At 62.2% G+C, this 26,841-nt stretch carries 27 protein-coding genes and 2 pseudogenes; 12 read left to right on the top strand and 17 right to left on the bottom strand.

Features of this window, described 5'->3' with window-relative positions; all coding sequences use genetic code 11:
- Positions 1–33 precede the first annotated feature (33 nt).
- On the top strand, positions 34–3,654 hold the full coding sequence (gene putA, locus ABVK50_RS15860) for a bifunctional proline dehydrogenase/L-glutamate gamma-semialdehyde dehydrogenase PutA (RefSeq protein ID WP_353645675.1): 3,621 nt from the start codon (positions 34–36) through the stop codon (positions 3,652–3,654).
- 18 nt (positions 3,655–3,672) lie between these two features.
- Here the strand turns inward: putA and ABVK50_RS15855 are convergent, their stop codons facing one another.
- Genes ABVK50_RS15855 through ABVK50_RS15835 form a run of 5 tightly spaced genes read right to left on the bottom strand, consistent with a single transcriptional unit; the run spans position 3,673 to position 8,376 of the window.
- On the bottom strand, positions 3,673–3,987 hold the full coding sequence (locus ABVK50_RS15855; RefSeq protein ID WP_353645676.1) for an antibiotic biosynthesis monooxygenase: 315 nt from the start codon (positions 3,985–3,987) through the stop codon (positions 3,673–3,675).
- A gap of 11 nt (positions 3,988–3,998) precedes the next feature.
- A complete protein-coding gene (locus ABVK50_RS15850; RefSeq protein WP_353645677.1) occupies positions 3,999–4,265 on the bottom strand; it encodes a hypothetical protein in 267 nt (88 codons plus the stop codon).
- Positions 4,266–4,286: 21 nt separating this feature from the next.
- Complete coding sequence (locus tag ABVK50_RS15845) at positions 4,287–5,678, bottom strand: TonB family protein (RefSeq protein WP_353645678.1); 1,392 nt, start codon at positions 5,676–5,678, stop codon at positions 4,287–4,289.
- 10 nt (positions 5,679–5,688) lie between these two features.
- Entirely contained in the window at positions 5,689–6,141 is a 453-nt protein-coding gene (locus ABVK50_RS15840) for a hypothetical protein (protein WP_353645679.1), read from the bottom strand.
- Positions 6,142–6,147: 6 nt separating this feature from the next.
- Positions 6,148–8,376: a TonB-dependent hemoglobin/transferrin/lactoferrin family receptor gene (locus ABVK50_RS15835; protein WP_353645680.1), complete on the bottom strand. Its 2,229-nt coding sequence runs from the start codon at positions 8,374–8,376 to the stop codon at positions 6,148–6,150.
- A 198-nt stretch (positions 8,377–8,574) separates the two neighbouring features.
- On the opposite strand from ABVK50_RS15835, the gene hemP reads away from it, so the two are divergent.
- The 5 genes from hemP to ABVK50_RS15810 are packed head-to-tail and all read left to right on the top strand — an operon-like array spanning position 8,575 to position 12,677.
- Entirely contained in the window at positions 8,575–8,784 is a 210-nt protein-coding gene (gene hemP / locus ABVK50_RS15830) for a hemin uptake protein HemP (RefSeq protein WP_353645681.1), read from the top strand.
- A gap of 11 nt (positions 8,785–8,795) precedes the next feature.
- Entirely contained in the window at positions 8,796–9,854 is a 1,059-nt protein-coding gene (locus ABVK50_RS15825) for a hemin-degrading factor (protein WP_353645682.1), read from the top strand.
- Positions 9,855–9,864: 10 nt separating this feature from the next.
- Positions 9,865–10,758: a hemin ABC transporter substrate-binding protein gene (locus ABVK50_RS15820; RefSeq protein ID WP_353645683.1), complete on the top strand. Its 894-nt coding sequence runs from the start codon at positions 9,865–9,867 to the stop codon at positions 10,756–10,758.
- A gap of 47 nt (positions 10,759–10,805) precedes the next feature.
- Positions 10,806–11,876, top strand: a complete 1,071-nt coding sequence (locus ABVK50_RS15815; protein ID WP_353645922.1) for an iron ABC transporter permease — start codon at positions 10,806–10,808, stop codon at positions 11,874–11,876.
- A gap of 9 nt (positions 11,877–11,885) precedes the next feature.
- Positions 11,886–12,677, top strand: a complete 792-nt coding sequence (locus ABVK50_RS15810) for a heme ABC transporter ATP-binding protein (RefSeq protein WP_353645684.1) — start codon at positions 11,886–11,888, stop codon at positions 12,675–12,677.
- A 1-nt stretch (position 12,678) separates the two neighbouring features.
- Here the strand turns inward: ABVK50_RS15810 and rirA are convergent, their stop codons facing one another.
- Entirely contained in the window at positions 12,679–13,149 is a 471-nt protein-coding gene (gene rirA / locus ABVK50_RS15805; RefSeq protein WP_353645685.1) for an iron-responsive transcriptional regulator RirA, read from the bottom strand.
- A 249-nt stretch (positions 13,150–13,398) separates the two neighbouring features.
- On the opposite strand from rirA, the gene ABVK50_RS15800 reads away from it, so the two are divergent.
- On the top strand, positions 13,399–13,944 hold the full coding sequence (locus ABVK50_RS15800) for a GNAT family N-acetyltransferase (protein WP_353645686.1): 546 nt from the start codon (positions 13,399–13,401) through the stop codon (positions 13,942–13,944).
- Positions 13,945–13,964: 20 nt separating this feature from the next.
- On the opposite strand, the gene ABVK50_RS15795 is transcribed toward ABVK50_RS15800, so the two are convergent.
- The 3 genes from ABVK50_RS15795 to ABVK50_RS15785 all read right to left on the bottom strand — a co-directional run bounded on the left by ABVK50_RS15795 (position 13,965) and on the right by ABVK50_RS15785 (position 17,005).
- On the bottom strand, positions 13,965–15,470 hold the full coding sequence (locus ABVK50_RS15795; RefSeq protein ID WP_353645687.1) for a tripartite tricarboxylate transporter permease: 1,506 nt from the start codon (positions 15,468–15,470) through the stop codon (positions 13,965–13,967).
- 9 nt (positions 15,471–15,479) lie between these two features.
- Positions 15,480–15,944 (bottom strand): tripartite tricarboxylate transporter TctB family protein, encoded by a 465-nt coding sequence (locus ABVK50_RS15790; protein ID WP_353645688.1) that lies wholly within the window; start codon positions 15,942–15,944, stop codon positions 15,480–15,482.
- Positions 15,945–16,030: 86 nt separating this feature from the next.
- Positions 16,031–17,005 (bottom strand): tripartite tricarboxylate transporter substrate-binding protein, encoded by a 975-nt coding sequence (locus ABVK50_RS15785; RefSeq protein ID WP_353645689.1) that lies wholly within the window; start codon positions 17,003–17,005, stop codon positions 16,031–16,033.
- A 262-nt stretch (positions 17,006–17,267) separates the two neighbouring features.
- Here ABVK50_RS15785 and ABVK50_RS15780 point away from each other — a divergent pair, with 262 nt between their 5' ends.
- Positions 17,268–18,572 carry a DUF445 domain-containing protein gene (locus ABVK50_RS15780; protein ID WP_353645690.1) on the top strand — a complete coding sequence of 435 codons (1,305 nt, stop codon included), beginning with the start codon at positions 17,268–17,270 and terminating at the stop codon, positions 18,570–18,572.
- Positions 18,573–18,631: 59 nt separating this feature from the next.
- Positions 18,632–19,063 carry a TIGR01841 family phasin gene (gene phaP, locus ABVK50_RS15775; protein WP_353645691.1) on the top strand — a complete coding sequence of 144 codons (432 nt, stop codon included), beginning with the start codon at positions 18,632–18,634 and terminating at the stop codon, positions 19,061–19,063.
- 91 nt (positions 19,064–19,154) lie between these two features.
- Here the strand turns inward: phaP and ABVK50_RS15770 are convergent.
- Positions 19,155–19,834: pseudogene (locus ABVK50_RS15770) on the bottom strand (DsbA family protein).
- Positions 19,835–19,855: 21 nt separating this feature from the next.
- On the bottom strand, positions 19,856–21,691 hold the full coding sequence (locus ABVK50_RS15765) for an extracellular solute-binding protein (RefSeq protein WP_353645693.1): 1,836 nt from the start codon (positions 21,689–21,691) through the stop codon (positions 19,856–19,858).
- 237 nt (positions 21,692–21,928) lie between these two features.
- Here ABVK50_RS15765 and ABVK50_RS15760 point away from each other — a divergent pair, with 237 nt between their 5' ends.
- Positions 21,929–22,558, top strand: coding sequence for an invasion associated locus B family protein (locus ABVK50_RS15760; RefSeq protein ID WP_353645694.1), 630 nt, complete (start codon positions 21,929–21,931; stop codon positions 22,556–22,558).
- A 66-nt stretch (positions 22,559–22,624) separates the two neighbouring features.
- Here ABVK50_RS15760 and hspQ read toward each other — a convergent pair whose 3' ends face one another.
- A complete protein-coding gene (gene hspQ, locus ABVK50_RS15755; RefSeq protein ID WP_040586384.1) occupies positions 22,625–22,948 on the bottom strand; it encodes a heat shock protein HspQ in 324 nt (107 codons plus the stop codon).
- 125 nt (positions 22,949–23,073) lie between these two features.
- On the opposite strand from hspQ, the pseudogene ABVK50_RS15750 reads away from it, so the two are divergent.
- A pseudogene (locus ABVK50_RS15750) lies at positions 23,074–23,484 on the top strand (AEC family transporter); the annotation flags it as partial.
- Position 23,485: 1 nt separating this feature from the next.
- Here ABVK50_RS15750 and ABVK50_RS15745 read toward each other — a convergent pair.
- Positions 23,486–24,088, bottom strand: a complete 603-nt coding sequence (locus tag ABVK50_RS15745) for a site-specific integrase (RefSeq protein ID WP_353645923.1) — start codon at positions 24,086–24,088, stop codon at positions 23,486–23,488.
- On the opposite strand from ABVK50_RS15745, the gene ABVK50_RS15740 reads away from it, so the two are divergent.
- On the top strand, positions 23,993–24,535 hold the full coding sequence (locus ABVK50_RS15740) for a hypothetical protein (protein WP_353647055.1): 543 nt from the start codon (positions 23,993–23,995) through the stop codon (positions 24,533–24,535). The genes ABVK50_RS15745 and ABVK50_RS15740 overlap by 96 nt on opposite strands.
- Here the strand turns inward: ABVK50_RS15740 and ABVK50_RS15735 are convergent.
- From ABVK50_RS15735 to ABVK50_RS15720, 4 genes are all read right to left on the bottom strand, one after another.
- The gene (locus ABVK50_RS15735; protein WP_353645695.1) at positions 24,472–24,807 is read right to left on the bottom strand and encodes a helix-turn-helix domain-containing protein; all 336 of its coding nucleotides are present in this window, start codon (positions 24,805–24,807) and stop codon (positions 24,472–24,474) included. The two genes, ABVK50_RS15740 and ABVK50_RS15735, sit on opposite strands and share 64 nt — an antisense overlap.
- Before the next feature lie 165 nt (positions 24,808–24,972).
- A complete protein-coding gene (locus ABVK50_RS15730; RefSeq protein WP_353645696.1) occupies positions 24,973–25,194 on the bottom strand; it encodes a hypothetical protein in 222 nt (73 codons plus the stop codon).
- Positions 25,175–25,906 carry a hypothetical protein gene (locus ABVK50_RS15725; RefSeq protein ID WP_353645697.1) on the bottom strand — a complete coding sequence of 244 codons (732 nt, stop codon included), beginning with the start codon at positions 25,904–25,906 and terminating at the stop codon, positions 25,175–25,177. Before ABVK50_RS15725 ends, ABVK50_RS15730 begins: the two co-directional genes overlap by 20 nt.
- A gap of 70 nt (positions 25,907–25,976) precedes the next feature.
- Positions 25,977–26,837, bottom strand: coding sequence for a hypothetical protein (locus ABVK50_RS15720; RefSeq protein WP_353645698.1), 861 nt, complete (start codon positions 26,835–26,837; stop codon positions 25,977–25,979).
- Positions 26,838–26,841 lie beyond the last annotated feature (4 nt).

The following is a 26,841-nucleotide window of genomic DNA, read 5'->3' as shown; positions in this document are numbered from 1 at the left end:
CTCCATCCGCTTGAATGCTCCGACAGGACCGCCATGACCGCGCACCCGCTTGACGCCATCCGCAACGCCATCCGCGCCAATTATCTGCCGGACGAGGGGGAGGCGCTGGCTCGTCTCATCGCCGCCGCCGATCTTTCGGCCGATGAGCGCAAGGCCATTTCGGCGCGGGCGGTCAAGCTGGTCAAGGCGGTGAGGGGCTCGTCCGATCCGCGCCTGATGGAAGTGTTTCTCTCGGCCTACGGACTGTCGACAAAGGAAGGTGTGGCGCTGATGTGCCTGGCCGAGGCGCTGCTGCGCGTGCCGGACACCGAGACGATGGACGATCTGATCCAGGACAAGATTGCGCCGCATGACTGGTCGGCGCATTCGGGCGAATCGAGCTCGATCTTCGTCAACGCCTCGACCTGGGCGCTGATGCTCACCGGCCGCGTGCTCGACGACGAGGACGACGAAGGCATTGCGGGCACGCTGCGCTCGATGGTCCGCCGTCTGGGCGAACCGGTTATTCGCAAGGCGGTGGCCGCGGCGATGCGCGAAATGGGCGAGCAGTTCGTGCTCGGCCGCACAATCGCCGAAGCGGTCAAGCGCGGCCGCCCGATGATAGCGAAAGGCTATCTCTATTCCTACGACATGCTGGGCGAGGCGGCGCGGACCGAGACGGATGCGCTGCGCTACCACCGCGCGTATGCCGATGCGATCTCATCGCTGAACAGCGGCTCCACCAGCCCGGACATCCGCACCAACCCCGGCATCTCGGTCAAGCTTTCGGCGCTGCATCCGCGTTATGAGATGGCTCAGAAAGAAAAAATGCTGCCGGTCATGGCCGACCGCCTTCTGTCGCTTGCTGTTGCGGCCCGCCATGCCCGCATGGGCCTGAACATCGACGCGGAAGAGGCCGACCGGCTCGATCTGTCGCTCGACGTCATCGAGCGCGTGCTGGCCGATCCGGAACTCGAAGGCTGGAACGGGTTCGGCGTGGTGGTGCAGGCTTATGGGCCGCGGGCCGCCTTCGTCATCGACTGGCTTTATGCTCTCGCCAGGCGCCTCGACCGCAACATCATGGTCCGGCTGGTCAAGGGCGCCTATTGGGACACAGAGATCAAGCGGGCGCAGGCGTTCGGCCTCGAGAGCTATCCGGTGTTCACGCGCAAGGCCAACACCGACGTTTCCTATATCGCCTGCGCAAAAAAGCTGCTCTCGATGACCGACCGCATCTATCCGCAATTCGCCACCCATAATGCGCATACCGTCGCGGCAATTTTGTCGATGACCGCCGACCGCGACAGCTTCGAATTCCAGCGCCTGCACGGCATGGGCGAACAGCTGCACGAGACGGTGCGCAGGGCCGAGGGCACGGGCTGCCGCATCTACGCGCCGGTCGGCGCGCATTCGGACCTGCTCGCCTATCTGGTCCGCCGGCTGCTGGAAAACGGCGCCAATTCCTCTTTTGTCCACCAGCTTACCGACGAGGATGTGAAGGCCGAGGACATAGCCCGCGATCCGTTCGAGGTGGTCGAGATGCAGGGCCCGGCCGCCAATCCGGCTATCCCGAAGCCGGCCGCGATTTTCGGCGCGGCCCGTTCCAACTCGAAGGGTTGGGACATCACAGACCCGGTGGTTCTCGCCGCGATCGACAGGGGCAAGAGCGCCTTCGCCGGCCAGCAGCAATGGTCCGCCAAGCCGGTGACGCGCGCTGCGGGATACGGCGCTCAACGCCCGGTACTCGACCCGGCCAAGCCCAGAGATGTCGTCGGTTCTATCAGTGAGGCGACGGCGAAACAGGTTTCGACCGCGGTCCGCATCGCCGCGGAGGCACAGCCGGCTTGGGCGAGGCGGCCGGTCGCCGAACGCGCCGGCTTGCTGCGCCGCACGGCAGACCTTTACGAGGCCAATTCGATCGAATTCTTCGCGCTCGCCACGCGCGAGGCCGGCAAGTCGCTTGCCGACGGTGTCGCCGAAGTGCGCGAGGCGGTCGATTTCCTGCGCTACTACGCGGCGGAAGCCGAGAAGGCCGAAGCCGGAACCGAGGCGCGCGGCGTCATCACCTGCATCTCGCCATGGAACTTTCCGCTGGCGATCTTCACGGGGCAGATCGCGGCGGCGCTCGTCACCGGCAATGCCGTCATCGCGAAGCCGGCCGAACAGACACCACTGATCGCAGCGCGCGCCGTCGAGCTGATGCGCAAGGCCGGCATTCCGGAAGATGTCATCCAGCTTTTGCCGGGCGACGGGCCGTCGGTCGGCGCGCCGCTGACCGCCGATCCGCGCATCGCCGGCGTCTGCTTCACCGGCTCGACCGAGGTAGCAAAACTGATCGAAAAGCGGCTCGCTGAGACCGCCGCGCCCGACGCCATGCTGCTGGCCGAAACCGGCGGGTTGAACGCGATGATCGTCGATTCTACCGCGCTGCCGGAGCAGGCGGTGCGCGATATCCTCGCTTCTGCTTTCCAGAGCGCGGGCCAGCGCTGCTCGGCGCTGCGCATTCTTTATGTCCAGAAGGACGTCGAGAAGAAGATGCTGGAAATGCTGGAAGGCGCGATGAAGGCGCTGAATGTCGGTGACCCCTGGCTTCTTTCAACCGATGTCGGGCCGGTCATCGACGAAGAGGCGCAGAACTCCATTCGCGAATATTGCGAGGCGATGGAGGCCAAGGGCAAGCTGATCGCGAAGCTCGACGCGCCGGCCGACGGCCGCTTCGTTGCGCCGCACGTGTTCCGCGTTTCGGGCATCGAGGAGATGGATCGGGAAGTGTTCGGTCCCGTCTTGCATGTCGCCACCTTCGACGCGAACAAGCTCGACAAGGTCGTAGCCGCCATCAACCGCAAGGGCTACGGCCTGACCTTCGGCCTGCACACCCGCATCGAGGCGCGGGTGCAGTACATTCTCGACGGCATTCATGCCGGCAATATTTACGTCAACCGCAACCAGATCGGCGCAGTCGTCGGCTCCCAGCCCTTTGGTGGCGAGGGATTGTCGGGCACGGGGCCAAAGGCTGGAGGTCCGCACTATCTGCGGCGCTTCCGGCGCTCGGAAAGCGCCGGCGCGAATGTCGGCGAGGGCAAGGAGCTCTCTGCGAAAGTGGTGGCGGATGTTCTGCCTGATCCATCCACCGGCGGCTGGAACGCTGCCGCAGATCGCATCGCGGTTCTGAGAAAGCATCTGCGCGGCAAGGGCGCTTCGGCGATCGCCGCTGCAGCGGCTACCGACTTCGGTCCGGTCGATCTGCCAGGGCCGACGGGCGAGGCCAATACGCTGACGCTGCTGCCGCGCGGACGCGTGCTTTGCCTCGGGCCGGACAGCGAGACGCTGCTTGCCCAGGCGATCCAGGCGCTGGCCGCCGGCAACGCTGTTCTCGCCGTCGCGCCCGGCGCGCCGGCCGCACTCAATGTCCTGACCGGAAAAGGGCTGCCGATTGCAGCGCTGGACGGGATTTTGGACCCGGCGCAGTTGAAGACGCTCGGCATCGACGTTGTCGCATTTTCCGGGGCGGCAGAACCGGCGCGCGCGATCAGGCAGGCGCTGGCCGAGCGGCAGGGGCCGATCGTGCCATTGGTGACGGAAATCCTCTACCCGGCAGCCTACGCCCATGAGCGCGCTGTCTGCGTGGACACGACCGCCGCCGGCGGCAATGCGAGCCTGCTGGCTGCTGCGTAAAGCTAGGAGAGGGAGCGGCTACGCTCCCTCGACGACGGTAAATCCCTCGAATTGCGGATGGCCGATATAAAGCGGCTTGTTCGCCCCGGCATTCTTGTGGGCGGCGCGGAAATTTTCCGATTTGGTCCAGGCGACGAAATCCTCGTAGCTCGACCAGACCGTGTGCGAAGCATAGAGCGTGTAGCCCTCGGCTTCGTTGACGGGGCCGCGCAGCAAATGAAACTGCTGAAAGCCCTTCATCTCCGAAAGCTTGGAATCGCGGCCCTTCCAGACATTTTCGAAAGCCTCCTCGGAACCGGTCTGGACTTTGAAGCGGTTCATCGCAATGTACATCGGCATTCCTTTCAGATCGTGCGTTTGGCCGGCGTTGCTCCGAGCCATGAATCGGTTTCGCAGGCGGCCTGCGGGAATTTCACCACGCCGTCCGGCAGCTCCGCTCCAACAAAGCCCGTCGGATTCGGACCAGCCTGGATCTGCGCATCGCCGCGATGCACTGCAATATCGGCGACGGCGCGCTCCGCTTCAATGCGGTCGATCAGCGCCAGGAACTCGGGACGTAGCCCCTCGCCGCGCGTGGCAGCGATTGCGTGAAGTGCGTTCAGGCGGAACATTCTTGTCTCCAGTTTGCCGGCTCAGCGTGTGAAGGCCAGCGGCACGGTGAAAGGCCAGCTGGAACGGCCGGCGCCTTCGGGGATGGCCGGGAAGGGGGCTGCGCGGCGGACCGTCTCGATCGCCGCCTTGTCGAGGACCGGCGAGCCAGAACTGCGCACGATGCGCACCCCGCCGACGCCGCCGCCGGCCGAGACCGTGAAGGCAACCCGGACTTCGCCGCGCAGCTTGTTGCGCTTTGCTTCGGCCGGATAGCGAAGCGCTCGGCGCAGTTTCGAAACAATCTTGCCGGGATAGTTGGAAACGGCCGCATTTCCTGTCGCAGACTGCCGGCTGCCGCCGCGGCTATTGCTGGCGGTGTTTCCTTTCGCCTGACCATCCGTCTGCCCGCGCCGGGCGTCGGTCTTGGCGTTCCCACCGGAGCCGGTGGCCCGCTTTTCCACTGTTTTCTGCTCGCGCGGCTTCGCCGGTTCCTTCTTCTCCGTCGCACGCTTCTTCTCGACCTTCTCGACCGGCTTTTCGGGCTTGGGAGCTTCGGGTCGTGGCTCCGGTATCGGCGCGACCGCCGCCAGCGTTTCGAACGTTTCTTCCGGGAGGGGTTCGGCCACGGTCTCCGCGGGCGCCTCCGTCACGGGCCCGGCAGGCGCGGCGGGCGCTGCTTCCGCAGTCGGTTCGAGGGCCGGCTCGACGGCCTGCGCCGATGGCGCCACAATATTCTCGTCGTCGACCGGCTGCACCGTATCAGTCGCCAGGATTTCCGGTGCCGGCTCGGCCACGGTCGCCGTCTCCTGCTGGGTGGGCTCCACAGCTTCCGGCTCGGCGGCCGGCGCGGTTTGGGCCGGCGTTTCGGGCTCGACCGTCGCCGCCTCGACCGGTTCCACCGTCTCGGCTACCGGCGCTGCGGGCTCCACCGTTTCCACCGGCTCTGCCGCATTCGCGTCGTTGACGGGCTCGGCGGTTATGGTTTCCACCGGCTTGGCGTCGAGCATGGTTATGATGCTTACGTCGGCGACCGCGGGATCAATTTCTCCCGCTGCGGCCGCATCTTCGTTTGCATTGCCGAGTTGCACGATACCGGCCTGATCCGCGCCGGCGATCTTCGCGCTCTCGTCGACGCCGGCGAGAAAGCAGAACGCGATCACGGCATGCAAGGCGCAGGAGCCGGCGATCGCGGCCTTCCAGCGCTTGCTTCTCGGCGGTTTGCCGGCGGCGCTGCCAGTGCCCAGCGGTTCGGCCGGCGATTTGTCCAGAGCCGCGTCGGAGGTCAGGACATAGCGCTCTTCCCGGACCTGGCGGGCGGGGAACGCGTTGTGCGGGATGGCCAGGCGCGGGTCGTCCGGCTCCAGCGGCAGCATGTGCATGCCGGCCAGGGGCCAGTTGCCGGAGTTGCGCGCGAAGGCTGGCTCAAGTCCCACGGTAGCCTCGTCACATGCCGAAGGCGATGTCGGTCTTGGCGGTGGTCTTCAGCTTGCGCAGGCATGCTGCGGGCTCGACGCCTTCGCCCGCGCATTCCGTCGCGTGGTTGACCAGGATGCGGCTGATCCCGGCGCAGTCCACGCCGGTGAGGTCGAACCGCGTCACCTTCGTCTTGCCTGCCGGCAGTTCCTTGAAATCGAGCACCGTCAGGCGGTCGACCACGCCGGAATCGTTGAACAGCGCGATCTCGAAGGCGGCCTTTGTCAGCTCCGCCCCGAGATTGTTGTTCACCACGAAAGTCAGACGGCAGCCCTTGTCTGAGGTCTGCGCGCCATTGAGTTCGAGCGTGAGGGCAGGGGCGGGCATCGCATCGCCCGTCTGGGCCAGCGCCGGCCAGGCAGCCAGAGGTAGCAAGGCCATTGCGTACGTCAGGGAGCGGACAAGGGCAGCAATCTGAAACATTCGAGGCTATCCTCCAAAGCGCATGGTCGCGCCGAGTTTCAGCGTCACGCCCGGTTCATAGACGATGTCCGTGGCCGAGGCGTTCAGCGGGTTGGTGTACTTGACGTCGAAGATGTTGTCGGCGCGGAAGTCGACCCGGAAATCCTCCGTCGCCTGATAGCTCGCGAAAGCGTTGACGAGCGTATAGTTGTCGGCGATCGGGTTGCCTTCGGGCTTGCCGTTGTACTGGACCTCGCCGCCGACGGTCAGCTTGTCCTCCAGGAACCGGAAGCCCAACTGGCCAGTGACCTGTGAGGAGGGGATTGTCAGAAGGTCCTCCCGCTCGCCGTCGTAGGAGATGGTGTGCCCGTCGATGACGGAAACCGACAGCCCGGCAAATCCCCAACCGGCTTCGTAGACGCCTTCCAGCTCGAAGCCGGAGATATTCGCATTTGCGAAGTTCTGGTACTGGAAGCAGATGGGCGGGATGGGTATCGGGAAGACGAAGGGGCAATCAGGATTCCCGTCGAACCTCGAGATCGTTGCGCCGCCGATATAGTCGTCGATGTCATTGTCGAAATAGGCGGCCTTCAGCCGGAGCCTGTCGTCGCCTTGAATGACCCCGTCCTGGCTGTAGTTTACACCGAACTCCCAGGTCTTTGCGGTCTCGGGTTGCAGGTCGGGATTGGGCAGGAACGGGAACACCACGCCGTTGGGATGCAATCCGCTGATGACGGTTTCCGACAGTGACGGCGAGCGGTAGCCTTCCGCATAGGTGCCGTAGAACTGCAGCCCGGCCTGCTCGAACGGCGAAACGCCCACCGTGATTCGCGGCGAGAGCCGGTCGCCCGACACATCCGTGTCGTCCCCTTCGAGGCTGTAGCTGTCGTAGCGAAGCGCGCCGATCACCTCGAGCCACTCATAGGTGAACTTGTCCTGGATGTAGGCGCCGGACACGCGGCGCTTGCCCGAAGGAGTGAAGACATCGCTGCCGCCCTCGGGGCTTGTCGTCTTCACGTCGTCCATCACCCAGTCGCCGCCATAGGTGAGTTCGTGTTCCAATGCGCCGGTATCGAAGCGCGACGTGTTCCAGATGTCGACGCCGGTCGTGTTGAGATCGTAGGTCGTCTGGGAGCCTGCCGGGATAGTGATCAGGTCTCCGGTGACCGAGCTGAATCGGGTCACGTCGCGCAGATATGTCTGGTCGAGGTCCGCATTGTTGACGGCCGCGTTGATGTGGAGGTCGAGCCAGCTCTGGTCCTCGTCGGTGACGTGGTAGCGTCCCGTGAAGGTGTTCTGCTTCACGTCCATGTCGTAGGCATCGAGGCCTTCGGTCCAGCTGTCATCCGAGCCGACCCAGCCGAGCTTCAACTCGCTCAATTCTGTCGGGCGAATGGTGGCCTTGAGCAGGCCGCTGAGCACGTCGAAGCCGGTTCCCGGGACCTCGTCGCCGGCACCATCCGTGTAGTCGTCGAAGTCGCGCCAGACGATATTGCCAAGCACATCGAAGGAATCACTGAAGCGATAGGCGCCAGTACCGCTGGTCGTCCAGCCTTCACCGTTGGTGTCGTAGCGGCCCGTCGCCGATGCGGCCCAGGTCTCTCCATCGCGCAGGAAGTCCTCGGCGTCCTTGGTCTCGTAGAACACGACGCCGCCGATCGCGCCGGAGCCATAGGTGTTGGCCACCGGACCGCGGATGATATCGACCTGCTGGATGAGTTCCGGGTCGAGCCAGAACATCGATTGCGTGCCGTGCCCGGAACGCTGAAAATTCTGCCTTGCGCCGTCGACGATGACCGCGACGCGCCCGAAATCCTGGAGGCCCCGTATGTTAACGCTGGACGCCGTTCGGTTCGCGTCCGACTGAAGCGCAACGCCCGGCACGCCGAAAAGGACGTCCTGGGGCGTTGTGGCCATGCGCCGCTCGAGCTGCTCGGGGCCGACATGGCTCACCGATGCCATCGTGTCGATAGCGCTCTCGTCGGTGCGGCTCACCACGGTGATTCTGTCCAGGAGTGTGGCTACGCCTGCCGGAATGAGCGGAGTCGCGGCACTCTGCGCCGCGGCCGGATCGACGGCATCTTGCGCCGCCTGATTAGCGGTGTCCTGATTGCCCGCATCTTGGGCGGATGCAGTTCCAACCCCGAGCGCCAGCGCGGCCACACTCGCCAACAATATTGTCGGGCGCGCCCTGCGCACATCGAAAGTCGCCGCTCCGCTGTCCGACGGAACGGTCTCGCTACCCACCAGCCCCATAGCCCTCATTCTCCGGTATGTTTTCATGCGGGCTGGCTCGGCGGCTTGCTGGCACATTGGTTTGAACCCGAAGCGCTTTTAAATCTTGACTTGATTACTCCGGTATTGCACTGACTATTAAACCGGATGATTGTAGTCAAGATATTTCCGGGGCTGGCGAGCGGGCCAAAGCCGTTCGGGAAAGGGGCCGCGAAGGTCATGAACAGTCACAGTCACGACGATTTCCACCATCGCTTCAGGAGGGCGCAGATCGAGGCGCCGAGGCAGGTCGAGCCCATGCACCGCCCCACGCGGGTGGTCGCCAGTTCGGCTCTTTTCTCGGGTGAGCACGAGATCGGCATCAGCCATGCCGGGTCGCTCTACCGCCTGAAGATCACCCGCCGGGGCAAGCTAATTCTCAACAAGTAGGGGCCGTTCCCATGGACGCTCGCGTCAAACCCGCGCCGCACGAAATCCGTCTGGCGAGGGCCGATAATCCGAAAATGCGCGAGCGCGACCTGGCCGGCCAGCTGGGCATCTCCGAAGCCGAACTGGTCGCGGCCCATTGCGGCGACGGCGTTCAGCGCATCGAGCCGCGCGTCAACGATCTCCTGAGCGGTCTCGAAGCCGTCGGAGAGGTGATGGCGCTGACCCGCAACGAAAGTGCGGTCCACGAAAAGATCGGCGTCTACGACAAGGTCGTGACCGGTCCGCACAATGCGATGGTTCTAGGCGAAAACATCGACCTGCGCATCTTCCCGAAAGTCTGGGCGCATGGTTTCGCGGTCGAGAAGCGCGACGGCGACGAGATCAGGCGCAGCCTGCAGTTCTTCGACGCGTCGGGCGAGGCGGTCCACAAGATCCACCTGCGCCCTGCCTCCAGCCTCTATGCCTATCAGAAACTCGTCGCGGAGCTTTCCTCGACGGATCAGTCCCAAAGCGTGGCTATCGAACCGATGGCCGACGAAACTGCGGAGACTCAGCCGGCCTCAGAGACGTTCGACGATTTGAGAGAGCGCTGGAGCAAGCTCACCGATGTGCACCAGTTCTTCGGGATGCTGCGCGCATTGAAGCTTAGCCGCCGTCAAGCGGTGCGCATGATCGGCCAGGACTATGCATGGCAGATCGACAACGACGCCGTCACGGCCATGCTTAATCACGCTGCCCAGGACGAGATCCCGATCATGTGCTTTGTCGGCAATCGCGGCTGCATCCAGATCCATTCGGGGCCGGTGCGGAACATCAAGGCTATGGGGCCGTGGATCAATATTCTCGACGAGACCTTCCATCTGCATCTGAGAACCGATCACATCGCGGAGGCGTGGACCGTGCGCAAGCCGACGAAGGACGGGCATGTCACCTCGCTCGAGGTATATGGCGCTGACGGCAAAATGATCATCCAGTTCTTCGGCAAGCGTCATGAGGGCGAGGGGGAGCGGGACGACTGGCGCTTCCTTGCCGAAAACCTGCCACGCATACCGCGCTCCACGGCGGCGTGAGGAGCAAGCCATGACCAGCTTCAAGCTTTTGATGCGGCGCCTTGGCGCCGTTGCCTTGGTGGCGGTCTTGTCTGCGGCGCCTGCAGAGGCCGAAGAAGGCCAAACGGTTTTTCCGGATACGTCCCGGATCGTCTCGATCGGCGGTTCGATCACGGAGATAATCTTTGCGCTTGGCGAGGAAGGGCGGCTGATTGCGCGCGATTCGACCAGCGTCTATCCCGAAGCGGCGCTGACGCTTCCCGATGTCGGCTACATGCGGGCCCTCTCGCCGGAAGGCGTCCTGTCCGTCAATCCGTCGGGAATCCTGGCGCTTGCCGGCAGCGGCCCGAAAGAGGCGGTCGACGTGCTGAAAAAGGCCAGCGTCCCGTTCATCGAGGTGCCGGAGACGTTCGACAGCGAAGGCATTCTCGAAAAAATCCGGATCGTCGGAAAAGCGCTCGGTACCGATGCTAAGGCCGAAGCGTTGGCCGGTTCGGTCGCTGCGAAGCTCGAAGCTGCCGAAAAACTCACCGACGGCATAACTGAGCGCAAGCGGGTGCTTTTCATCCTCAGCATTCAAGGCGGCAAGATCCTGGCATCAGGCAGCGACACGGCCGCTAACGGCATCATCTCGCTCGCCGGCGGCGTGAACGCGATCGAAGGCTTCTCCGGCTACAAGCAGCTTTCCGACGAGGCCGCGCTGACGGCCAGGCCAGATGTCATCCTGATGATGGATCGCGGCGGTGGAGATCCCTCGGCAAATGTAGATCCGTTTTCCCATCCCGCGATTGCTTCCACGCCCGCGGGCCAAGCCAAAGCGCTTATCCGCATGGATGGACAGTATCTGCTAGGCTTCGGACCGCGCACGACCAACGCCATCCACGACCTTGCGGTCGCGCTTTACGGCGATCGGATCAAGGACTGATCGGACGGAATGTGACGGACCATGCGGCCGCCGGCCAGTTCGGCATTATGAGAAACCGCACGACCGACGGCGATCGTTCGCGGCGCGCCAAGCTGACGATCGCGGCTCTGTCTCTCGTGCTCGCTCTGACGGTGCTGTTCAGCCTGGCCTCGGGCGCATCCGACGCATCGGCATTCGCCGTGGCGCGCGACTGGCTGTTTGCATCATCGTCACCGGCCGACGCGCTTTCGGCGCGCGATCGCATCATTATCTACGATATTCGCCTGCCGCGGGTTGCTCTCGGCGTTCTGATCGGCGCCGCGCTGGCGGTGTCGGGCGCGGTCATGCAGGGCCTGTTTCGCAATCCGCTCGCCGATCCAGGCATTGTCGGCGTGTCCAGCGGGGCGAGCCTTGGAGCGGTTTCGGTGATCGTGCTCGGCGGCACGTTGTTCGCGCCAGTGACCGGATTGCTCGGCATCTATGCGTTGCCGTCGGCTGCTTTCCTGGGCGGACTTGTCGTGACCTTGGTGCTCTACCGCGTTTCGACGCGGCGCGGCCAGACCTCGGTCGCCACAATGCTGCTTGCCGGCATCGCGCTGGGCGCCATGGCTATGGCGTTTACCGGCATGCTGGTGTTCATGGCCGACGACCGGCAGCTGCGCGACCTGACATTCTGGCAGCTCGGCTCGCTCGCCGGCGCCACATGGGGCAAGATTGCGGCGGCGGGGCCGATCATCGCACTGGGATTGGCCGTCTCACCATTCCTGGCGCGCGGGTTGAACGCCTTGTCGCTGGGCGAAGCGACGGCGAACCATCTCGGCATCCCGGTGCAGCGGCTCAAATATGTGGCGATCGTCGCGGTTGCCGCGGCTACCGGAGCATCGGTCGCCGTCAGCGGCGGCATCGGTTTCGTCGGCATCGTCGTGCCGCATCTGCTGCGCCTGATGATCGGGCCGGACAATCGCTATCTGCTTCCGGCCTCGGCACTTCTCGGAGCTTCGCTGCTGCTCCTGGCCGACGCGGTCAGTCGCACAATCGTTGCGCCGGCCGAGCTGCCGATCGGCATCATCACCGCCGCAGTCGGCGGTCCGTTCTTCCTGTGGATATTGCTGCGCAAGCGCGGCATCGTCGATCTCTGAGGCCGGCAAATGATTGAAGCGCGCGACGTCTCGGTATCGATCGGCCGCAAGCGGATCATCGCCAACGTCGATTTCGATATCCGGCCTGGCGAGACGGCCGCCATTGTCGGCCCCAACGGCTCAGGCAAGACCACCTTCCTGAAGGCGGTCTCGGGCGATCTGCCTTATGCGGGCAATATCAGCATCAACGGCCGGGACATCGACGCGATGAAGCCCTGGCAGGCGGCGGCGATGCGCGCCGTGCTGCCGCAGGCGACCGCGCTTTCCTTCCCGTTCACCGTCCGCGAGGTCGTAAAGCTCGGCCTGACCGGCGGGCGTTCGGGCGTGCTTCCAGGGGAGGACGAAAGGCTACCCGATCGTGCGCTGGCGCGTGTCGATCTCGAGGGTTTCGCCGGCCGCTTTTACCAGGAACTCTCCGGCGGCGAGCAGCAGCGCGTTCAGCTCGCGCGCGTGCTCTGCCAGGTGTGGGCGCCGGTGCTGGACGGCAGCCCGCGCTACCTGCTCCTCGACGAGCCGGTTTCCAGCCTGGATATCAAGCATCAGCTCATCATCATGAACATCGCGCGCGATTTCGCGCGGCGGGGCGGGGGCGTGGTGGCGATCCTACACGACCTCAATCTGGCAGCCATGTTTGCCGACCGCATCTTCGTCATGCATCGCGGGGGCCTGGCGGCCGCCGGTTCGCCGCAATCCGTGCTCAGCGACGAGCTGATCTCAAGAGTGTTCGAGTGCCGGTTGAAGGTCGGGGCGCTGCCCGCCGGCAACACGCCGTTCGTGTTGCCGCAGTCGGCGGCGCTTTAGCTCAAGCTGCCGAAGCGGGTGCGGGACGTTCCGGCAGGAAATCGATACCGAGCCGCGTGCGCATGTCCTGCTTCGATGCGACAAGGTCGGCGATCGAATGGCGCGCCAGCACCGCGAAAAACGCGTTCAGCGCCTCGCGCAGGGCTGCATTCAACCCGCAACTGTCGACCAGCGGGCACTCGGTGGCGTCCGTCTCGAAACACTCGGCCATGGCGAAATTTTCTTCGGTCACGCGCACGACGTCGAACAGGCTGATCGTCTCGGCAGGCCGGCCGAGCCTTACGCCGCCATTGCGGCCGCGCACCGTTTCGATAAGGCCATGCTCGACGAGCGGCTGCAGGATCTTGAACAGGAAGAGCTCCGACACTGAATAGGAGCTGGCGATTTCCGGAATCCGGCTCAGCCGGCCGTCATTGGCCGCGCAATACATCAGAATGCGCATGGCATAGTTGGTCTGGCGGGTTAGCCGCATTGTCTTTCCTTCACGAAGCACTGCTTCAGCGGAATATGGCCCATAGTTTGGAATAATTCCAGACAAGAGTGAACACAAACATGACAAAATCGATCATGTTATTGCCGCACGACACCTGAGGTGGCCGGAAAACCTTCCACTTTCGACTTTTCGGAGGGAACCGACGCGAGCTTGCAATTTATGTTGCGCCGCACAATATGTGCCGCGTCGATCGTCGTCGACTCTGGGAGGACCCATGAGGAACACGACATGCAAACGATAACATCCTTCATCGCTTTTCCGCCGGGCACGATCCGGCAGCTCAGGCCCTCCGACCTGCCGCGGTTTCGCGACCATCTGCTGAGGCTCGATTCGGAAAGCCGCCGCGACCGCTTCAATGGCGTGGCGGACGACAACTACGTGGCGTCCTACGCTGAGCGCTGTTTTGCCCAGGGCACGACCGTCATCGGCTATGTTGAAGGCGACAAGGTTTTGGGCGCCGCCGAACTGCACGAGCGCCCGGAATTGCCCGAACCGACCGGTGAGATCGCCTTCAGTGTAGAACGCGAGTTGCAGCATATGGGCATCGGCCGGCGGCTGTTCGAACGGTTGATCGGCAATGCCCGCGGCCTCGGTTACACCAGGCTCAGGGTCACGACGCACCCGCATAACGAAGCTATGAAGGCCCTGGCGCGCCGCTTTGACGCCGCGCTGTCCTTCGAGGACGGCGAAACCGTCGGCGTCATCGACCTCGATCCGCCTGCTGCCGGCGGATTCGGATTCCCTGTTCCTCGGGCCGAGCGCATGTTCACCTGAGCCTGCTGGGGCAGGCGCGATCAGTCTTCCTCGACGAAGACCTCTTCGCGCTTCTTGCGGATCGATGGCAGGAGGGACAGGACGATCGCAAGGGCAGCGACGGCAAGCAGGCCGGCGCTGATCGGCCGCTCTATAAATGTCATCGGGTCGCCGCGCGAAATGATCATGGCGCGCCGCAAATGCTCCTCGAGCAGCGGGCCGAGCACAAAGCCGAGCAGCAGCGGCGCCGGCTCGCAGTCGAGCTTGATCAGCACGTATCCGATGATCGCAAGCACCACGATCGCATAGACATCGAAGGCGTTCAGCCCAATGGAATAGGTTCCGATGCAGGCGAAGGCGACGATAGCCGGGAACAGCATCCGATAGGGGATCGTCAGCATCTTCACCCAGATGCCGATCAGCGGCAGGTTGAGCACCACCAGCAGGAAATTGCCGATCCACATCGACGCGATCAGTCCCCAGAACAGCGCCGGCTCATCGGTCAGCACATTCGGCCCAGGCGTTATGCCGTGGATGATGAAGGCTCCGATCATCAGCGCCATCACCGGATGAGCCGGAATGCCCAACGTCAGAAGCGGGATGAAGGACGTCTGCGCGGCGGCATTATTGGCCGATTCGGGGCCGGCGACACCCTCGATCGCACCCTTGCCGAATTCCGCTTCGTTGCGCGACAGCTTCTTTTCGAGTGAGTAGGAGGCGAAGGCGGCGAGCACGTGACCGCCGCCCGGCAGCACGCCGAGGATGGAGCCGAGTCCCGTACCGCGCAGGATCGGACTGGTGATCCGCCGGAAATCGTCCTTCGTCAGCCAGAGATTCTTGACCTTGCTGACCAAGACAGTGCGGGTGGATTCGCTTTCGAGATTGCGCAGGATCTCGGCGATGCCAAAGACACCGACGGCCACTGAGACAAAGTTGATGCCGTTATAGAGTTCGAAGAATCCGAAAGTGAAGCGCGGCTGGCCGGAATAGAGGTCCTGACCGACCATGCCCAGCAAGAGCCCGAGCACGATCATGGCGAGCGCCTTGATGATCGAGCCGTGCGCCAGCGCGACCGACGCAATGAGGCCGAGCACAATCAGCGAGAAATACTCCGCCGAGCCGAATTTGAGAGCGATGCTGACCAGCGGCGGGGCGGCGACCGCCAGCAGCAGCGTGGCGACCGATCCAGCGAAGAACGAACCGATTGCGGCGGTGGCGAGCGCCGGCCCCGCGCGGCCTTGCTTCGCCATTTCGTAGCCGTCGATGGCGGTGACCGCGGACGACGATTCGCCGGGCAGATTGATCAGGATCGCCGTCGTGGAGCCGCCGTACTGCGCGCCGTAATAGATGCCGGCCAGCATGATCAGCGCAGTCACCGGTTCAAAGGTGAAGGTGATCGGCAGCAGGATGGCGACGGCTCCGGTCGGGCCGATGCCAGGCAGCACGCCGACCAGGGTGCCGAGCAGAACGCCGACGAAGCAATAGAAAACGTTGGTGAAGGTGAAGGCGGTGTCGAAACCGAGACCGAGATTGGCAAGCAGATCCATGTTCGATCCTCAGAATCTCAACCAGGGACCGATCACGGCCAACGGCAGGCCAAGCGCCCAGACGAAGATCAGCATGCAGACGGCCGTCAGCGCTGCGGAGAGGAGGAACGCGCCGACAACGCCGGTGCGCTCGCTGGCGAAGGCGCTCATGAAAGTGGCGACGAAGAGCGATGGCGCAAGGCCGAGACCGCGCACTGTGACCCCGAAGAAGATCAGCCCGCCGGTCAAAAGGATGAGGCCAAGCCAGGGAACACGCTCAAGCGGAATTTTGTCGGGGCCGGCAGCGAGGGATTGCACGAAGATGACGACACCGAGCAGCAAAATCACGCCCGACAGGATCAGCGGGAAATAGCCAGGTCCCATCCGCAGTGCCGTGCCAATTTCGTAGGTGAGCGAAGCATAGCCGAAGGCGAGGCCGAAGCCGATGAAGATCAACCCTGCAAGCAGGTCTTTCATGGATTTCTGACTGGTCATGGCGCGCCTGTCCCGAACGATGACAATTGAGAGCAGGACGGGACGGCGATCCGCCGTCCCGTCCCATGTCGTCGATGCCGTCCCGATCAGTTGGCCGATACGCCAGCTGCCTCGATGATGGGTTTCCACAATTCGATCTGCGACGACAGCGTCTCGGTATGCGCTTCGGGCGTCGCCCGGTCCTGCGCGACGGGCGTTGTGCCGAGTTCGGCGAAGCGGTCGATGACGTTCTGGTCTTTCAGGGCGGTCTGAAGCGCCGCGGTCAGCTTCTGAACCACGTCGTCGGGCGTGCCGGCCGGCACGTAGAGGCCATGCCAGACGCTGACTTGCATGTCGAGGCCGGCTTCCGTGGTCGTCGGCAGGTCAGGCAGGCTCGCCAGGCGCTCTCCGGTGGTGACGGCATAGGCCTTCACCTGGCCGCCTTTGATCTGGCCGGTCGTGTTGGTGGTCTGGTCGCACATGAAATCGACCTGGCCGCCGACGAGATCGGTCAGGGCAGGGCCCGTGCCCTGATAGGGAACCGTGGTCAACTGGGTGTCGATCGCTTCCATGAACAGCATGCCGCAAAGGTGCGACGCCGCGCCGATCCCGGCATTGGCATAGGTCACTTTGTCCTTGTTCGCCTTGGCGTAATCGACGAGTTCCTGCAGCGTATTGGGCTCGAAATCCTTACGTCCGATGATCGTCATCGGGACTTCCGTGACGAGACCGACGGTCGCGAAATCCTCGAGCGGGTTGTAGGGCAGGTTCTTGTAAAGCGTCGGCGCTGTAGACATGCCTATGTGGTGCATCAGCACGGTGTAGCCGTCGGGTTCGGCCTGGGCGACCTGGCCCGCCGCGACCGTGCCGCCGGCGCCGGTTACGTTCTGGACGACGATCGGCTGGCCGAGCGCTGCGCCCATCGGCTCTGCGATCAAGCGCGTCACTGTATCGGTCGGCCCGCCGGCCGAGAAGGGGACGACAATGGTGATGGCGCGGTCAGGATAAGTCTGCGCTCCTGCCGCGAGTGGAAACATCAGCACAGCCGCGGCGGCCGCGAATGTCGTGACGAGCTTTTTCATCGGAACTCCTCCCAAACTATCATTCCGCCCGGCGCGGGAATCTGCTCGCATCGCCGAACATGAATGCTGCATAAAATAGGCCGTCCCGGCAGATTGCAACGGGCCAAGCCGCAATCCCCTACGAAAGGCCGAGACATTTATCCGCGCGGATGCCCGAAGAAGCTGCTCAAGCCTCTGCGCGATCTCCTTGCTCGACCTCGGCGTGTAAATGTCCGGCGAGAACACTAGGTTGACGGTGGAGCTTAGCAGGAGAGTTCAGCGGATGTCTTCGACCGGATATGATGCGCCCATCGAAGCGGCGATCGGCTTCAGCGCCGACGACGCCGCCAAGCTCGCCGCGCTACGGCGCACCAAGTTCATCGCCACCGCAGCACTCGCGCTCTGCGTCGCGGTGTTTGCGGTCGCCAAATACTTCGAACCACGCATGCCCTGGCTGGGTTTCGTCGCGGCCTTCGCCGAGGCAGCCACAATCGGCGGCCTTGCGGATTGGTACGCCGTCGTGGCGCTGTTCAAACGGCCGCTCGGCCTGCCGATCCCGCACACGGCAATCATCCCGGAAAACCAGAACCGCATCGCCGACAATCTCGGCCGCTTCATCGAGGTCAATTTCCTGGCGCCCGGCCCGGTCCGCGAAAAGCTGAACGAGGTCGATTTCGCGGCGCTCGTGGCTGACTGGCTGTCAGATCGGGAGCGCGCGGCCGGCCTGTCGCGCTTCGTCGCGCGGCTGGTCCCGCAGACGCTGTCGGCCGTCGAACGATCCGGCCTGCGCGATTTCGTCACGCAAAGAATTGTCGAACAAGTAGAGAAGGTGCCGGTCGCGCCGCTGGCCGCGGAACTGCTGTCCGCCTTCACCGACGACCGACGCCATCAGAAACTGTTCGACGAGTTCACCAAGGTCGTCGGAAGATTTCTCGCCGACGACGAGGCGCTCGCCGCAATGCGCGAGAAAATCCGCGAAGAACTGCCTACCGTGTTCAATCTGTTTCGCGCCGATGCCTATCTCCTGAAGAAGATCGTGGCTTCGTCCGGCTCGCTGCTGGAGGAGGTCCGGGCCGATCCGCACCATCCGATGCGGCTGGAATTCGACCGTTTCGTGCTCAATTTCCTCGAAAAGCTGCGCACTTCAAAGGACTACGCTAAACGCGCCGAGAAGCTGAAGCGCGATTTCCTGGCGCGGCCCGAATTCCGCGAGCTTGCGCAGGATACGTGGGAGAGCCTGCGCTCCATCATCGAGCATGATGCCCGTGCGCCAAAATCGATGATCCGCGAACATCTGGCCGGCATGTTCGTCGAGGTGGGACGGCACCTGGCGAGCGACCGAAAAATCCGCGCCGACATGAACCAGGGCTTTGTCGTGGCGCTGGCGTCCTTCGTCGAGAGCCAGAAGAGCGGCGTTTCGGGTTTCATCGCCGATCAGGTCAAGCGCTGGGATCTGGCTCAGCTCACGCGGTTGATCGAAATGAATATCGGGCGCGACCTGCAATATATCCGCTTCAACGGCATGCTGATCGGCGGCATGGCCGGGCTGATGCTCTATGTCGGCGAGCTGCTTTTCCTCGCGAATTGACCCCGCAGGGCAAAGCTCTATTCTCGTTTCGTAACGCCCGCGCGGCAAGGGAGAGAGCCATGGCCAAGAAGTCCGAATCCGAATCCTTCATGGATATGTTCAGCAATTTCGGCCGCGACCTGAAGATGCCGAGCATGGATGTCGAGGCCATCCTCAACCACCACCGCAAGAACCTGGAAGCGCTGCAGAAATCGGCCTCGGCGTCGGCGTCGGGCGCGCAGAATCTGATGGCCAAGCAGCGCCAGATCCTGCAGGAAACGATGAGCGAAATCACCGATATGGCGCAGAGCTACCGCGCGCCGGGCAATCCGCAGGAGATGATGGCCAAGCAGTCCGAATTCGCCCGGCGTTCCTTCGAGACCGCTGTCAAGAACGCCAGCGAAGCCGCGGAAATCATCAAGAAATCCGGAACCGAATCGGTCGACATACTGCGCGAGCGTATCCGCGAGACGATGGAAGAAATCCGCCAGGGCTACGAGAAGAACAGGTAGCCGGCAGGGCATCGCTGCTACTTCGGCGAACGAGCCGCGCGCCAGACGGAGATTTGCGTTTCCGGCATCAGCGGAGCCCGAACGCCCTGCTTCAGGTCGCCTGTTCCAATTCGCCGCGGGCCTTGGCGGCCGCTACCTGCCTGATCGCGTCGGCGAGCGTTTCGGCATCCTGCGCGCCCATGACCGCATATTTGCCTTCGAGCAGGAAGCAGGGAACGCCGGTTATGCCCATCCGGGAGGCGGTTGCGACTTCGGTCGCCACCGCGTCGCGATCCGCGTCGGTCGGCAAAAGGTTTCGACGACCGCCGCGTCCATGCCGACCTCTCGCGCAGCGTCGATCAGAACAGCATGGTCGCCGACGTTTTCCCCTTCTTCGAAATAGAGCTGGAACAGCCGCTTCGCCAAGCGGTCCTGCACATTGCCTCCGGCAGCCGCCGCCCAGCGCAGCACGCGGTGGGCGTCGAGCGTATTGGGGGAAACCTTGATCGCGGCGAAATCGAAGGCGATGCCTTCGTCCGCGCCCAGCGGTTCGATGCGGGCGTGTATTTCGCGCAGCCGCTCCTCGCTGCCGAATTTCGCCAGCATGTACGCCTTGCGGTCTTTGCCTTCGGGCGGAATGGTCGGGTCCAGCTGATAAGGCCGCCACCGAACGTCGACGTCGATCTCGGGAACCGCTTCCAGCGCCCTGCCGAGCCGTTTCTGGCCGATGAAGCACCAGGGACAGACGACATCGGACACGACGTCTATGGTGATTGCCGTCCGTTCAGTCATGGGTCTTTCCTTTGAGCCGGGCTATTGCGGCTTACGCCACCAGGTCGGGAGTTGAACGCCGAATATAGGCGTCTTGTCCGGATGTGCCAGATAAGCCCAGTAGGCGACGGACTGCTCGGTATTGTGCTGCATCGGAACCATATAGGCGCCGGATATCAGCAGCCGGTCGAGCGCGCGCACCGCGGCGACGTAGTCTTCCTTGTCGCGGGCGTTGAGCATCGCGTCGATCATCGCGTCCACCGCTGGATCGGCAACGCCTGCCAGATTGAAAGAGCCCTCCGCATCGCGGGCTTCCGAGCCCCAGCGCCCGATCAGTTCGATCCCCGGCGAAAGCGTGCCTGAAAAGCCGGTCGAGCCGATCACCACATCGAAATCGAAGCGCTGCTTGCGCTGCTGGATCTGCGCGTCGTCTACGCTGCGGATGGAGACTGCGATACCGAGTTTCTGCAGCGTGCGCTGGTAGATCGAGGCGAGGCGCTCTTCGCTCTGCGAAGCGGTCAATATCTCGAAGCCAAAGGGTTGGCCGTCCGGCCCGATCAATGCGCCATCGTTCATCGAAAAGCCTGCGCTCTTCAGAAGCTCGAACGCCGACCTCAGGGCGGAGCGGTCGCGGCCCGAGCCGTCCGTCGTCGCCGGCCGCCAGGTGCCGTCCATCACCTCGGGAAGGACCGAGCCGGGGAAGGGCGCCAGCAGCGCCTTCTCCTTTTCGTTTGCCGGCCGGCCCAGGGCGGAGAGCTCGGAATTCTGCCAGTAGCTCGCCGTGCGTTCGAATTTGCCGTCGAATATATTCTTGTTGGCCCATTCGAAATCGTAGAGCATCGCAAGCGCTCGCCGCACTCTTGCATCCGAAAATTTCGGCAGCCGCGTGTTGAACAGGAATCCGGTGACGACCGGCGGCAGATTTCGTTCGAAGGATTCAACGATCACATCGCCGGCCTTGAACGCGGGAAAGTCGAAATCGCGCGCGACCTGGTTCGGGTCGAGCCCCGTGTAGATCGGTCCGGCATAGGCCGAGCAAATGCCCTTCTTGAAGGCCTCGAACTGCGAATTGGCGTTCAGGAAATATTCGATGGTGATGCGATCGTAATTGTCGAAGCCGCGCTTGGCGGGAAGGTCCTTGCCCCAATAGTCGGGGTTTCGCTCGAAGGTGACGCGCTCGCCGGGCTCGACTTTTGCGATCCTGTACGGGCCGCTGCCGGTCACCGGCTTCAGCGTCGTCTGATCGAACGTTTCCTTGTCGAAGGCGTGCTTCGGCAGGATCGGCGTCATGGCGATGATCAGCGGAAACTCGCGGTCGGCGTTTTCGTTGAAGGTGAAGCGGACGGAATGTTCGCCGGTCTTTTCCAGCTTTGCGACCTTGGCCATGCGGTCGCTGTAGGGCGGGCGGCCTTTCTCGGTATAAACCTCGTAGGTAAACAGCACGTCCTCCGGCGTGACCGGCTTGCCGTCCGACCATTTCGCCTTGGGATTGAGGTTGAACTCGACGGTCTTGCGGTCCGGCGTGATGTCGATCGTTTCGGCGAGCAGGCCATAGAGCGAAAACGCCTCGTCGGCGTTGCGCGTCATCAGCGATTCGAACACCAGATTGCCGAATATCACGTCGATCACCCCGCGCGCCGTCGTGCGCAGGCTCTTGACGATGAACGGGTTCAGATTGTCGAAGCTGCCGATGACGCAATAGGTGATGCTGCCGCCCTTCGGCGCGTCCGGATTGACATAGGTGAAATGCCGGTAGTCCGGAGGCAGCGCCGGTTCGCCCTGCATGGCGATCGCGTGTCTCGGTTCGGCGCTTGCCGTTCTGCTCGCGAGCGGCGACAAGGCCATCGCGGCGCAAAGGGCAAGAAGAAGGCGGCGCATTGGAACGTCCTGTCGTCGGTTCTTCGGATGATTCGAGTTTCACCCTATCACGATGGCGCCATTGTGAGATTAGCTCGGCATCCGGCCAAATAATCGAAAGCGGCGTCTGGATTCATGATGCCGCGCGGTGTAACACGCCCGCGACAGTCATGCTGTTGCCTCATTTGGCCAACAGGTACGCGGTGACTTTCGGCCGAAAGTGGCCGATCCGAGATCGTTTGAGAGGATATCGACAAGATGACGAGCCTGAAAACCGACTTCTCCCGCCTTTCGGTCTTGGCCGCAGGCGTGGTCGGGCTGCTCGCCGCCGGTCTTTCGCCGGCCGCGGCTCAACAGCAGCCGCAGATTCCGCAGGGCTGGTTCAAGGCCTGCTCCAAGCAGCAGGACGTGGACATCTGCAACGTGCAGAACATCACCACCGCAGCCAGCGGACAGCTCGTCACCGGCATCAGCCTGATCGAGCTCAAGGGCAAGATCAACCGCAAGGTATTCCAGGTCACGGTCCCGACCGGCCGTCTCGTGCCTCCCGGCATCGGCCTGCAGATCGATGGCGGCAAGGCGCAGAAGCTGGACTACATGATCTGCTTCCCGGATCGCTGCGTGGCCGAAGTGGCGCTTTCCGACCAGATCGTATCGTCCTTCAAGAAGGGCCAGGAACTGACCCTTACCTCGGTCAATTTCCAGAACCAGCCGAACCCGGTCAAGGTTTCGCTGAAGGGCTTCACCGGCGCCTTCGACGGACCGCCGCTGCAGCAGGCTGATATCGAGGACCGGCAGAAGAAGCTGCAGGAATTCGTCAACAAGAACAATGAAGATTTCGCCAAGAAGCTCAAGGAAGAGCAGGACAAGGCGAAGGCGGCCAACTGACCGCATCCAGCAAGACACAGAAAGCGGGGTTTCAGCCCCGCTTTTTTTGTGCCCGCAATGCCGGCTTCAATGGCTTAGATGGCTCTTCGGCCGGTACCGGCCGTCGGCGGTCTTGTCAAAGATCTCGCCAATTTGCGGATGCCGCACCGGCTCGCCGGACTGGTCCTCGAGCAGGTTCTGTTCCGAGACATAGGCGATGTACTCGGTCTCGGCGTTTTCTGCGAGCAGGTGATAGAAGGGCTGGTCCTTGCGCGGCCGCACCTCGGCGGGAATGGCTTCGTACCATTCTTCCGTATTGGCGAATTGCGGATCCACATCGTAGATCACGCCGCGGAACGGAAACAACCGATGCCGCACCACCTGGCCAATCGCGAATTTAGCTGTCTTCATTTCTTCCACGTGAAAGTCTTTTCCGCCTATGTGGCGCAACGCCGTGCCGAATTCAATCCTATACGCCCTTGACGCGTTGAGGAACAACGCGTTAGCGCGGAAGCCGGTTTCGCGGCGGGGAGCATATGTCTGACGTCATCGGCCTCGTCCTGCCGTTCTTCGGTCTGATCTTCATGGGCTTTCTGGTGGCGCGGATAACGCGCCAGCCACTCGAAGCGCTGGGCTGGATGAACACATTCGTCATCTACGTCGCGCTGCCCGCCCTTTTCTTTCAACTGCTCGCCAAGACCCCGATCGAGCGGCTGACCGAGTGGAGCTACATTTTCGGCGCGGTGTTTTCGACCTATACGGTCTTTTCCGTCATGTTCGTCGCGTCGGTGGTGCTGTCGCGCGGCGAGATCGCGCAATCCACCATCAAAGGGCTGGCCGCCGCCTACGGCAATATCGGCTATATGGGACCGGGGCTGGCGCTGCTCGCCTTCGGGCCTGAGGCCGCGGTTCCCGTCGCACTGATCTTCTGCTTCGAAAGCATCATGCCTAAATTTTGCATCCAGCTAAGTGCCTGGAAAGCCTATCACATTTCAATCGGTCACGAAAATCATCATGCAGTGTGTCGGAGAGTGTGTTCCGATCGATCTTGGCCACGGCTCGACGAAGTGACTTGGTGCTGTCGTGTGAGTAGCGTTCCGTCATGGACCGGGTCTTGTGACCCATCAGTTCCATGATCGTGCTCTCTGCCACGTCCGACTGCTTCAGCCAGCTCGCGAACGTATGGCGAAGGTCATGTATCCGTAGGGTTGGCATGCCTGCTCGCTCTCGGATCTTCTCCCACCGCCTGGTAAAATTCCACTGTGCTGGTGCCTCACCATCCTTCCTGTTCTTCCGAACTCTGGTCTTGAAAACGAACCCCTCACGGTGTGTCGAGGGTGTGTCTGAAAGTGTGTCGAACACAAGCTCGTGCATCGGAATTTTCCGAGGACTGTTGTTTTTTGTTCGCTCACCTGAAAGTTGTATAACCTTCCGGTCCATGTCGACCTCATCCCAGTGCAGCTTCATGATCTCCTGGTGGCGCATGCCGGTGAAGACGGCCAGCAGGATGAAGCGGCGATGCTCGAGTTTGTCGCCGGCTGCTGCCAGCACCTTCTCGAACTCATGGTACTCGGTGTGGACCTTTCGCTTTTCGGCATCCGGGATGTAGCTCTTATCGATTTCCCGAAGTGGATTGGTAGTCACGCCACAATCCCAGTTCCGCGCATGTCTCATGAGACTGGACAGGAATGTGAGATCGCGCCGCAACTGAACAGTTTTGCCCGTCTGGAGCCTCTCCTTGATATAGCGTTTGACCATCGCTTCATCCAGGGTCCGCAGCGGAAAATTGCCGAGGGTTTCGAGGAGATTGACCAGGCTGCAGCTGTACGTCCTGATCGTGTTCTCGGAAAACGGCCGGCGTCGTTGCGGTTGCTTGAACATCCGCTTGGCACCTTCGTGAAGAAGGATGTCGCTCTCCAGCAACAATTCCTTGTTCAAGCGCTCTTCGAGCGCATCTGCCTCTTTTTGAGCAGCCGTTGCACAGTGATGTCCAGTTGATCTTCTAACGGTTTCGCCGCCAACTTTGAGGCGGGCTTGATAGACGGTTGATCGTTCCCGAAGGTAAATTTCGGCCATTCGAAGGTGTCTCCCTGTTTTTGAGGAACACCTTTTTTGTTCAGCCAATCCTCGACATCTGTCAAGCGAAACCGAAACTGTCGGCCAATTCTCACTGCGCCGGGGATCATCCCCCGCGCCGCCCAATATCTGATCGTACGATCGGAGACCAACAACTCGCTCGCGAGCTGCCGGGCACTTACCCAAGCCGCCATAATTTTCCCAAACCTGTACTGATTAATGCCCTTACAGGAGCGGTTTAGGGACCACGGGTAATGTGAGCAATCGAAAAGTTATCACAAAAATGTGTCAAGGTGACACACCTGTTAATAGTGTCACTAAAATACAATGTATTCAGTTAATTGTGGGCTAACCTTCAATCATTGGTTTGTCCGATTGTACCGGGCGATGATCTTCAACACGTCTGGATGAATGGTGTGATTGAGCTTTTCTAGAAGGGCGCAGCCCTTCTTGATGCGTTGAAACGAAGGGGCAAGTGCAAACATATCTTCGTCATCATAGTGGAGGTCCAGCTCTGTAGCCAGTTCCAGTAGAAGCTCGTTTATGGTTTGCAAGTCTTCGTCAGTGATCGTGTGATCCATTACCTTTAACAATTCTATCCACCTGTTTTTTCTGTGTGCCGTGGGCGGGAAAGCCTACTATTACTTCCTTTCTGTCCCCATCAGCACAAACGCCACACTCTGTACAACTGACATCGGCGTACGTCGCCGGACACACCGCGATCTTACGACCGCCTGGGGTGATCCTTGTCAGTGCTTTTAGTCTTTTTCTATAGTCCGACAGCGTTTCCCCCACCTTCCTACCGTACTCTGACTCCAGAACTGTCACAACAGGCATATTCAAGCCGGCTAATGCATCAGCTTCCGCTAGGTTATCCGCAGACAAGTTGACGTTTAGGCCAAGTACCGCAACCTCGCGTAGAATTGCAAGATTGTCGGTTGTAGGTGGTTTGTGTGTGAAAACGATGGCGCGCTTCCCACGATTGGCAATAGCGATCTTTCGCATCGCTTCGTGGTCGATCGTGTCTCCTTCTCCTGGGAGGTCACCGGCCTGGCCATAACGCCAGAGGGCTCCTCGGTTCAGCTTACGGATGGGCTTCAGCGCCTCGTCCAAATCTGTGCCACGCTCGCCAGACGTCACTTTGTCCCAATGCAGCTTCAGAGGACCCGTCATCGCGTAGCAGCCGGCTTTCTTGAGCGGGCAGCTATCGGGACAGGTGTCCCTGGAGCTCGTCATGACAGGCATCGGCCCCGTTTTGACGTTTCGGGAGACGACGGTGGTGTGGAAATTCATCAGATCCTCGCAAAGAAAAAGGGCGCTCCGAGGAGCGCCCTTGTTGGGTTCAGTTGATTGCCGGTGTTGCTTAGTTCAGCAGCCTCCTTGTCCAGGCGCGGAGGCGGCCGATGATGCCGACGCTCGGCTCGTGTCCGTCCGACCAGCGGTAGCCGTCGAAGAAAGGCTCCAACTCATCGTCGAAGTCGGTCTCGTAGACCGGCTCGGGGAAGGCGTGTTGCGCCTCCTCGAACGGAACCTCGGAGACGATCGTGTAGCGGCGAGCTCGCCCCTTGCCGGAATAGGCGCCGTTGAAAGCGACGACGTCGGCCGGGTTGATCTTGACGATCAGAACCCGCCCCTCACTGCCGTGATAGGAGGGTAGGTAGTCCCAGGAGCAGAAGTGCAGGCCGGCAGAGCAGATGCGCGCCCTGTCGTGATCATATTTATCGCTCGGCAGGAAGATCGTCGAGCCGAGCGCGTTCAGGGTCTCGCTGTCGTGATACGACAGGTAGTCGTCTCGCACCTTCTTGTAGGCGAGGAAGTAGCCGTCCGGGGTGATCGGCATGGCACCGCGTTCGAGCCACTCAAAGAGACCGTCCTTGACCTCGGGATCCGGGTTGTCCTGGAGGCGCTTGAGGAAGGCGATCCAGGGTGAGATCGGTATCTTCGCCCTGGCCATGTCGATGATCTTCCGCGTCAGGTAGTTGTTCAGAGGTCGATCATTGTAGGTCAGGCAGTCGTAGCCGACCTTGATGATGTCGTCCTCATAGAGGAGCATGTCACGCAGGGCAGAAGCGATATCGAGCAATGGAACGATCTCGTGCTCGACGGCGCCGGCCCGCAACCTGGTGCGGATCTCGTCGAAGTTCGGGTGGCTCGAGTCCACCGTGCGGAGGTCACCGCCGACGAAGGCGGTGACCGTGTTGCCGGAGATGATGTGTGGTATCATGGGA

Origin of the sequence: Mesorhizobium sp. WSM2240, assembly GCF_040438645.1 — a bacterium.
Taxonomy (GTDB): Bacteria; Pseudomonadota; Alphaproteobacteria; order Rhizobiales; family Rhizobiaceae; genus Allomesorhizobium.
The sequence above is the reverse complement of the archived record's forward strand: the minus strand, read 5'-3'. Positions and strand labels throughout refer to the sequence as shown.

Bases quoted from the DNA above. Each gene is read 5' to 3' on its own strand.
- putA (WP_353645675.1), top strand. From the start codon at position 34: ATGACCGCGCACCCGCTTGACGCCATCCGCAACGCCATCCGCGCCAAT.
- ABVK50_RS15855 (WP_353645676.1), bottom strand. From the start codon at position 3,987: ATGTACATTGCGATGAACCGCTTCAAAGTCCAGACCGGTTCCGAGGAG.
- ABVK50_RS15850 (WP_353645677.1), bottom strand. From the start codon at position 4,265: ATGTTCCGCCTGAACGCACTTCACGCAATCGCTGCCACGCGCGGCGAG.
- ABVK50_RS15840 (WP_353645679.1), bottom strand. From the start codon at position 6,141: ATGTTTCAGATTGCTGCCCTTGTCCGCTCCCTGACGTACGCAATGGCC.
- ABVK50_RS15835 (WP_353645680.1), bottom strand. From the start codon at position 8,376: ATGGGGCTGGTGGGTAGCGAGACCGTTCCGTCGGACAGCGGAGCGGCG.
- hemP (WP_353645681.1), top strand. From the start codon at position 8,575: ATGAACAGTCACAGTCACGACGATTTCCACCATCGCTTCAGGAGGGCG.
- ABVK50_RS15825 (WP_353645682.1), top strand. From the start codon at position 8,796: ATGGACGCTCGCGTCAAACCCGCGCCGCACGAAATCCGTCTGGCGAGG.
- ABVK50_RS15820 (WP_353645683.1), top strand. From the start codon at position 9,865: ATGACCAGCTTCAAGCTTTTGATGCGGCGCCTTGGCGCCGTTGCCTTG.
- ABVK50_RS15815 (WP_353645922.1), top strand. From the start codon at position 10,806: ATGAGAAACCGCACGACCGACGGCGATCGTTCGCGGCGCGCCAAGCTG.
- ABVK50_RS15810 (WP_353645684.1), top strand. From the start codon at position 11,886: ATGATTGAAGCGCGCGACGTCTCGGTATCGATCGGCCGCAAGCGGATC.
- rirA (WP_353645685.1), bottom strand. From the start codon at position 13,149: ATGCGGCTAACCCGCCAGACCAACTATGCCATGCGCATTCTGATGTAT.
- ABVK50_RS15800 (WP_353645686.1), top strand. From the start codon at position 13,399: ATGCAAACGATAACATCCTTCATCGCTTTTCCGCCGGGCACGATCCGG.
- ABVK50_RS15795 (WP_353645687.1), bottom strand. From the start codon at position 15,470: ATGGATCTGCTTGCCAATCTCGGTCTCGGTTTCGACACCGCCTTCACC.
- ABVK50_RS15790 (WP_353645688.1), bottom strand. From the start codon at position 15,944: ATGACCAGTCAGAAATCCATGAAAGACCTGCTTGCAGGGTTGATCTTC.
- ABVK50_RS15785 (WP_353645689.1), bottom strand. From the start codon at position 17,005: ATGAAAAAGCTCGTCACGACATTCGCGGCCGCCGCGGCTGTGCTGATG.
- ABVK50_RS15780 (WP_353645690.1), top strand. From the start codon at position 17,268: ATGTCTTCGACCGGATATGATGCGCCCATCGAAGCGGCGATCGGCTTC.
- phaP (WP_353645691.1), top strand. From the start codon at position 18,632: ATGGCCAAGAAGTCCGAATCCGAATCCTTCATGGATATGTTCAGCAAT.
- ABVK50_RS15765 (WP_353645693.1), bottom strand. From the start codon at position 21,691: ATGCGCCGCCTTCTTCTTGCCCTTTGCGCCGCGATGGCCTTGTCGCCG.
- ABVK50_RS15760 (WP_353645694.1), top strand. From the start codon at position 21,929: ATGACGAGCCTGAAAACCGACTTCTCCCGCCTTTCGGTCTTGGCCGCA.
- hspQ (WP_040586384.1), bottom strand. From the start codon at position 22,948: ATGAAGACAGCTAAATTCGCGATTGGCCAGGTGGTGCGGCATCGGTTG.
- ABVK50_RS15735 (WP_353645695.1), bottom strand. From the start codon at position 24,807: ATGGCGGCTTGGGTAAGTGCCCGGCAGCTCGCGAGCGAGTTGTTGGTC.
- ABVK50_RS15730 (WP_353645696.1), bottom strand. From the start codon at position 25,194: ATGGATCACACGATCACTGACGAAGACTTGCAAACCATAAACGAGCTT.
- ABVK50_RS15725 (WP_353645697.1), bottom strand. From the start codon at position 25,906: ATGAATTTCCACACCACCGTCGTCTCCCGAAACGTCAAAACGGGGCCG.
- ABVK50_RS15720 (WP_353645698.1), bottom strand. From the start codon at position 26,837: ATGATACCACACATCATCTCCGGCAACACGGTCACCGCCTTCGTCGGC.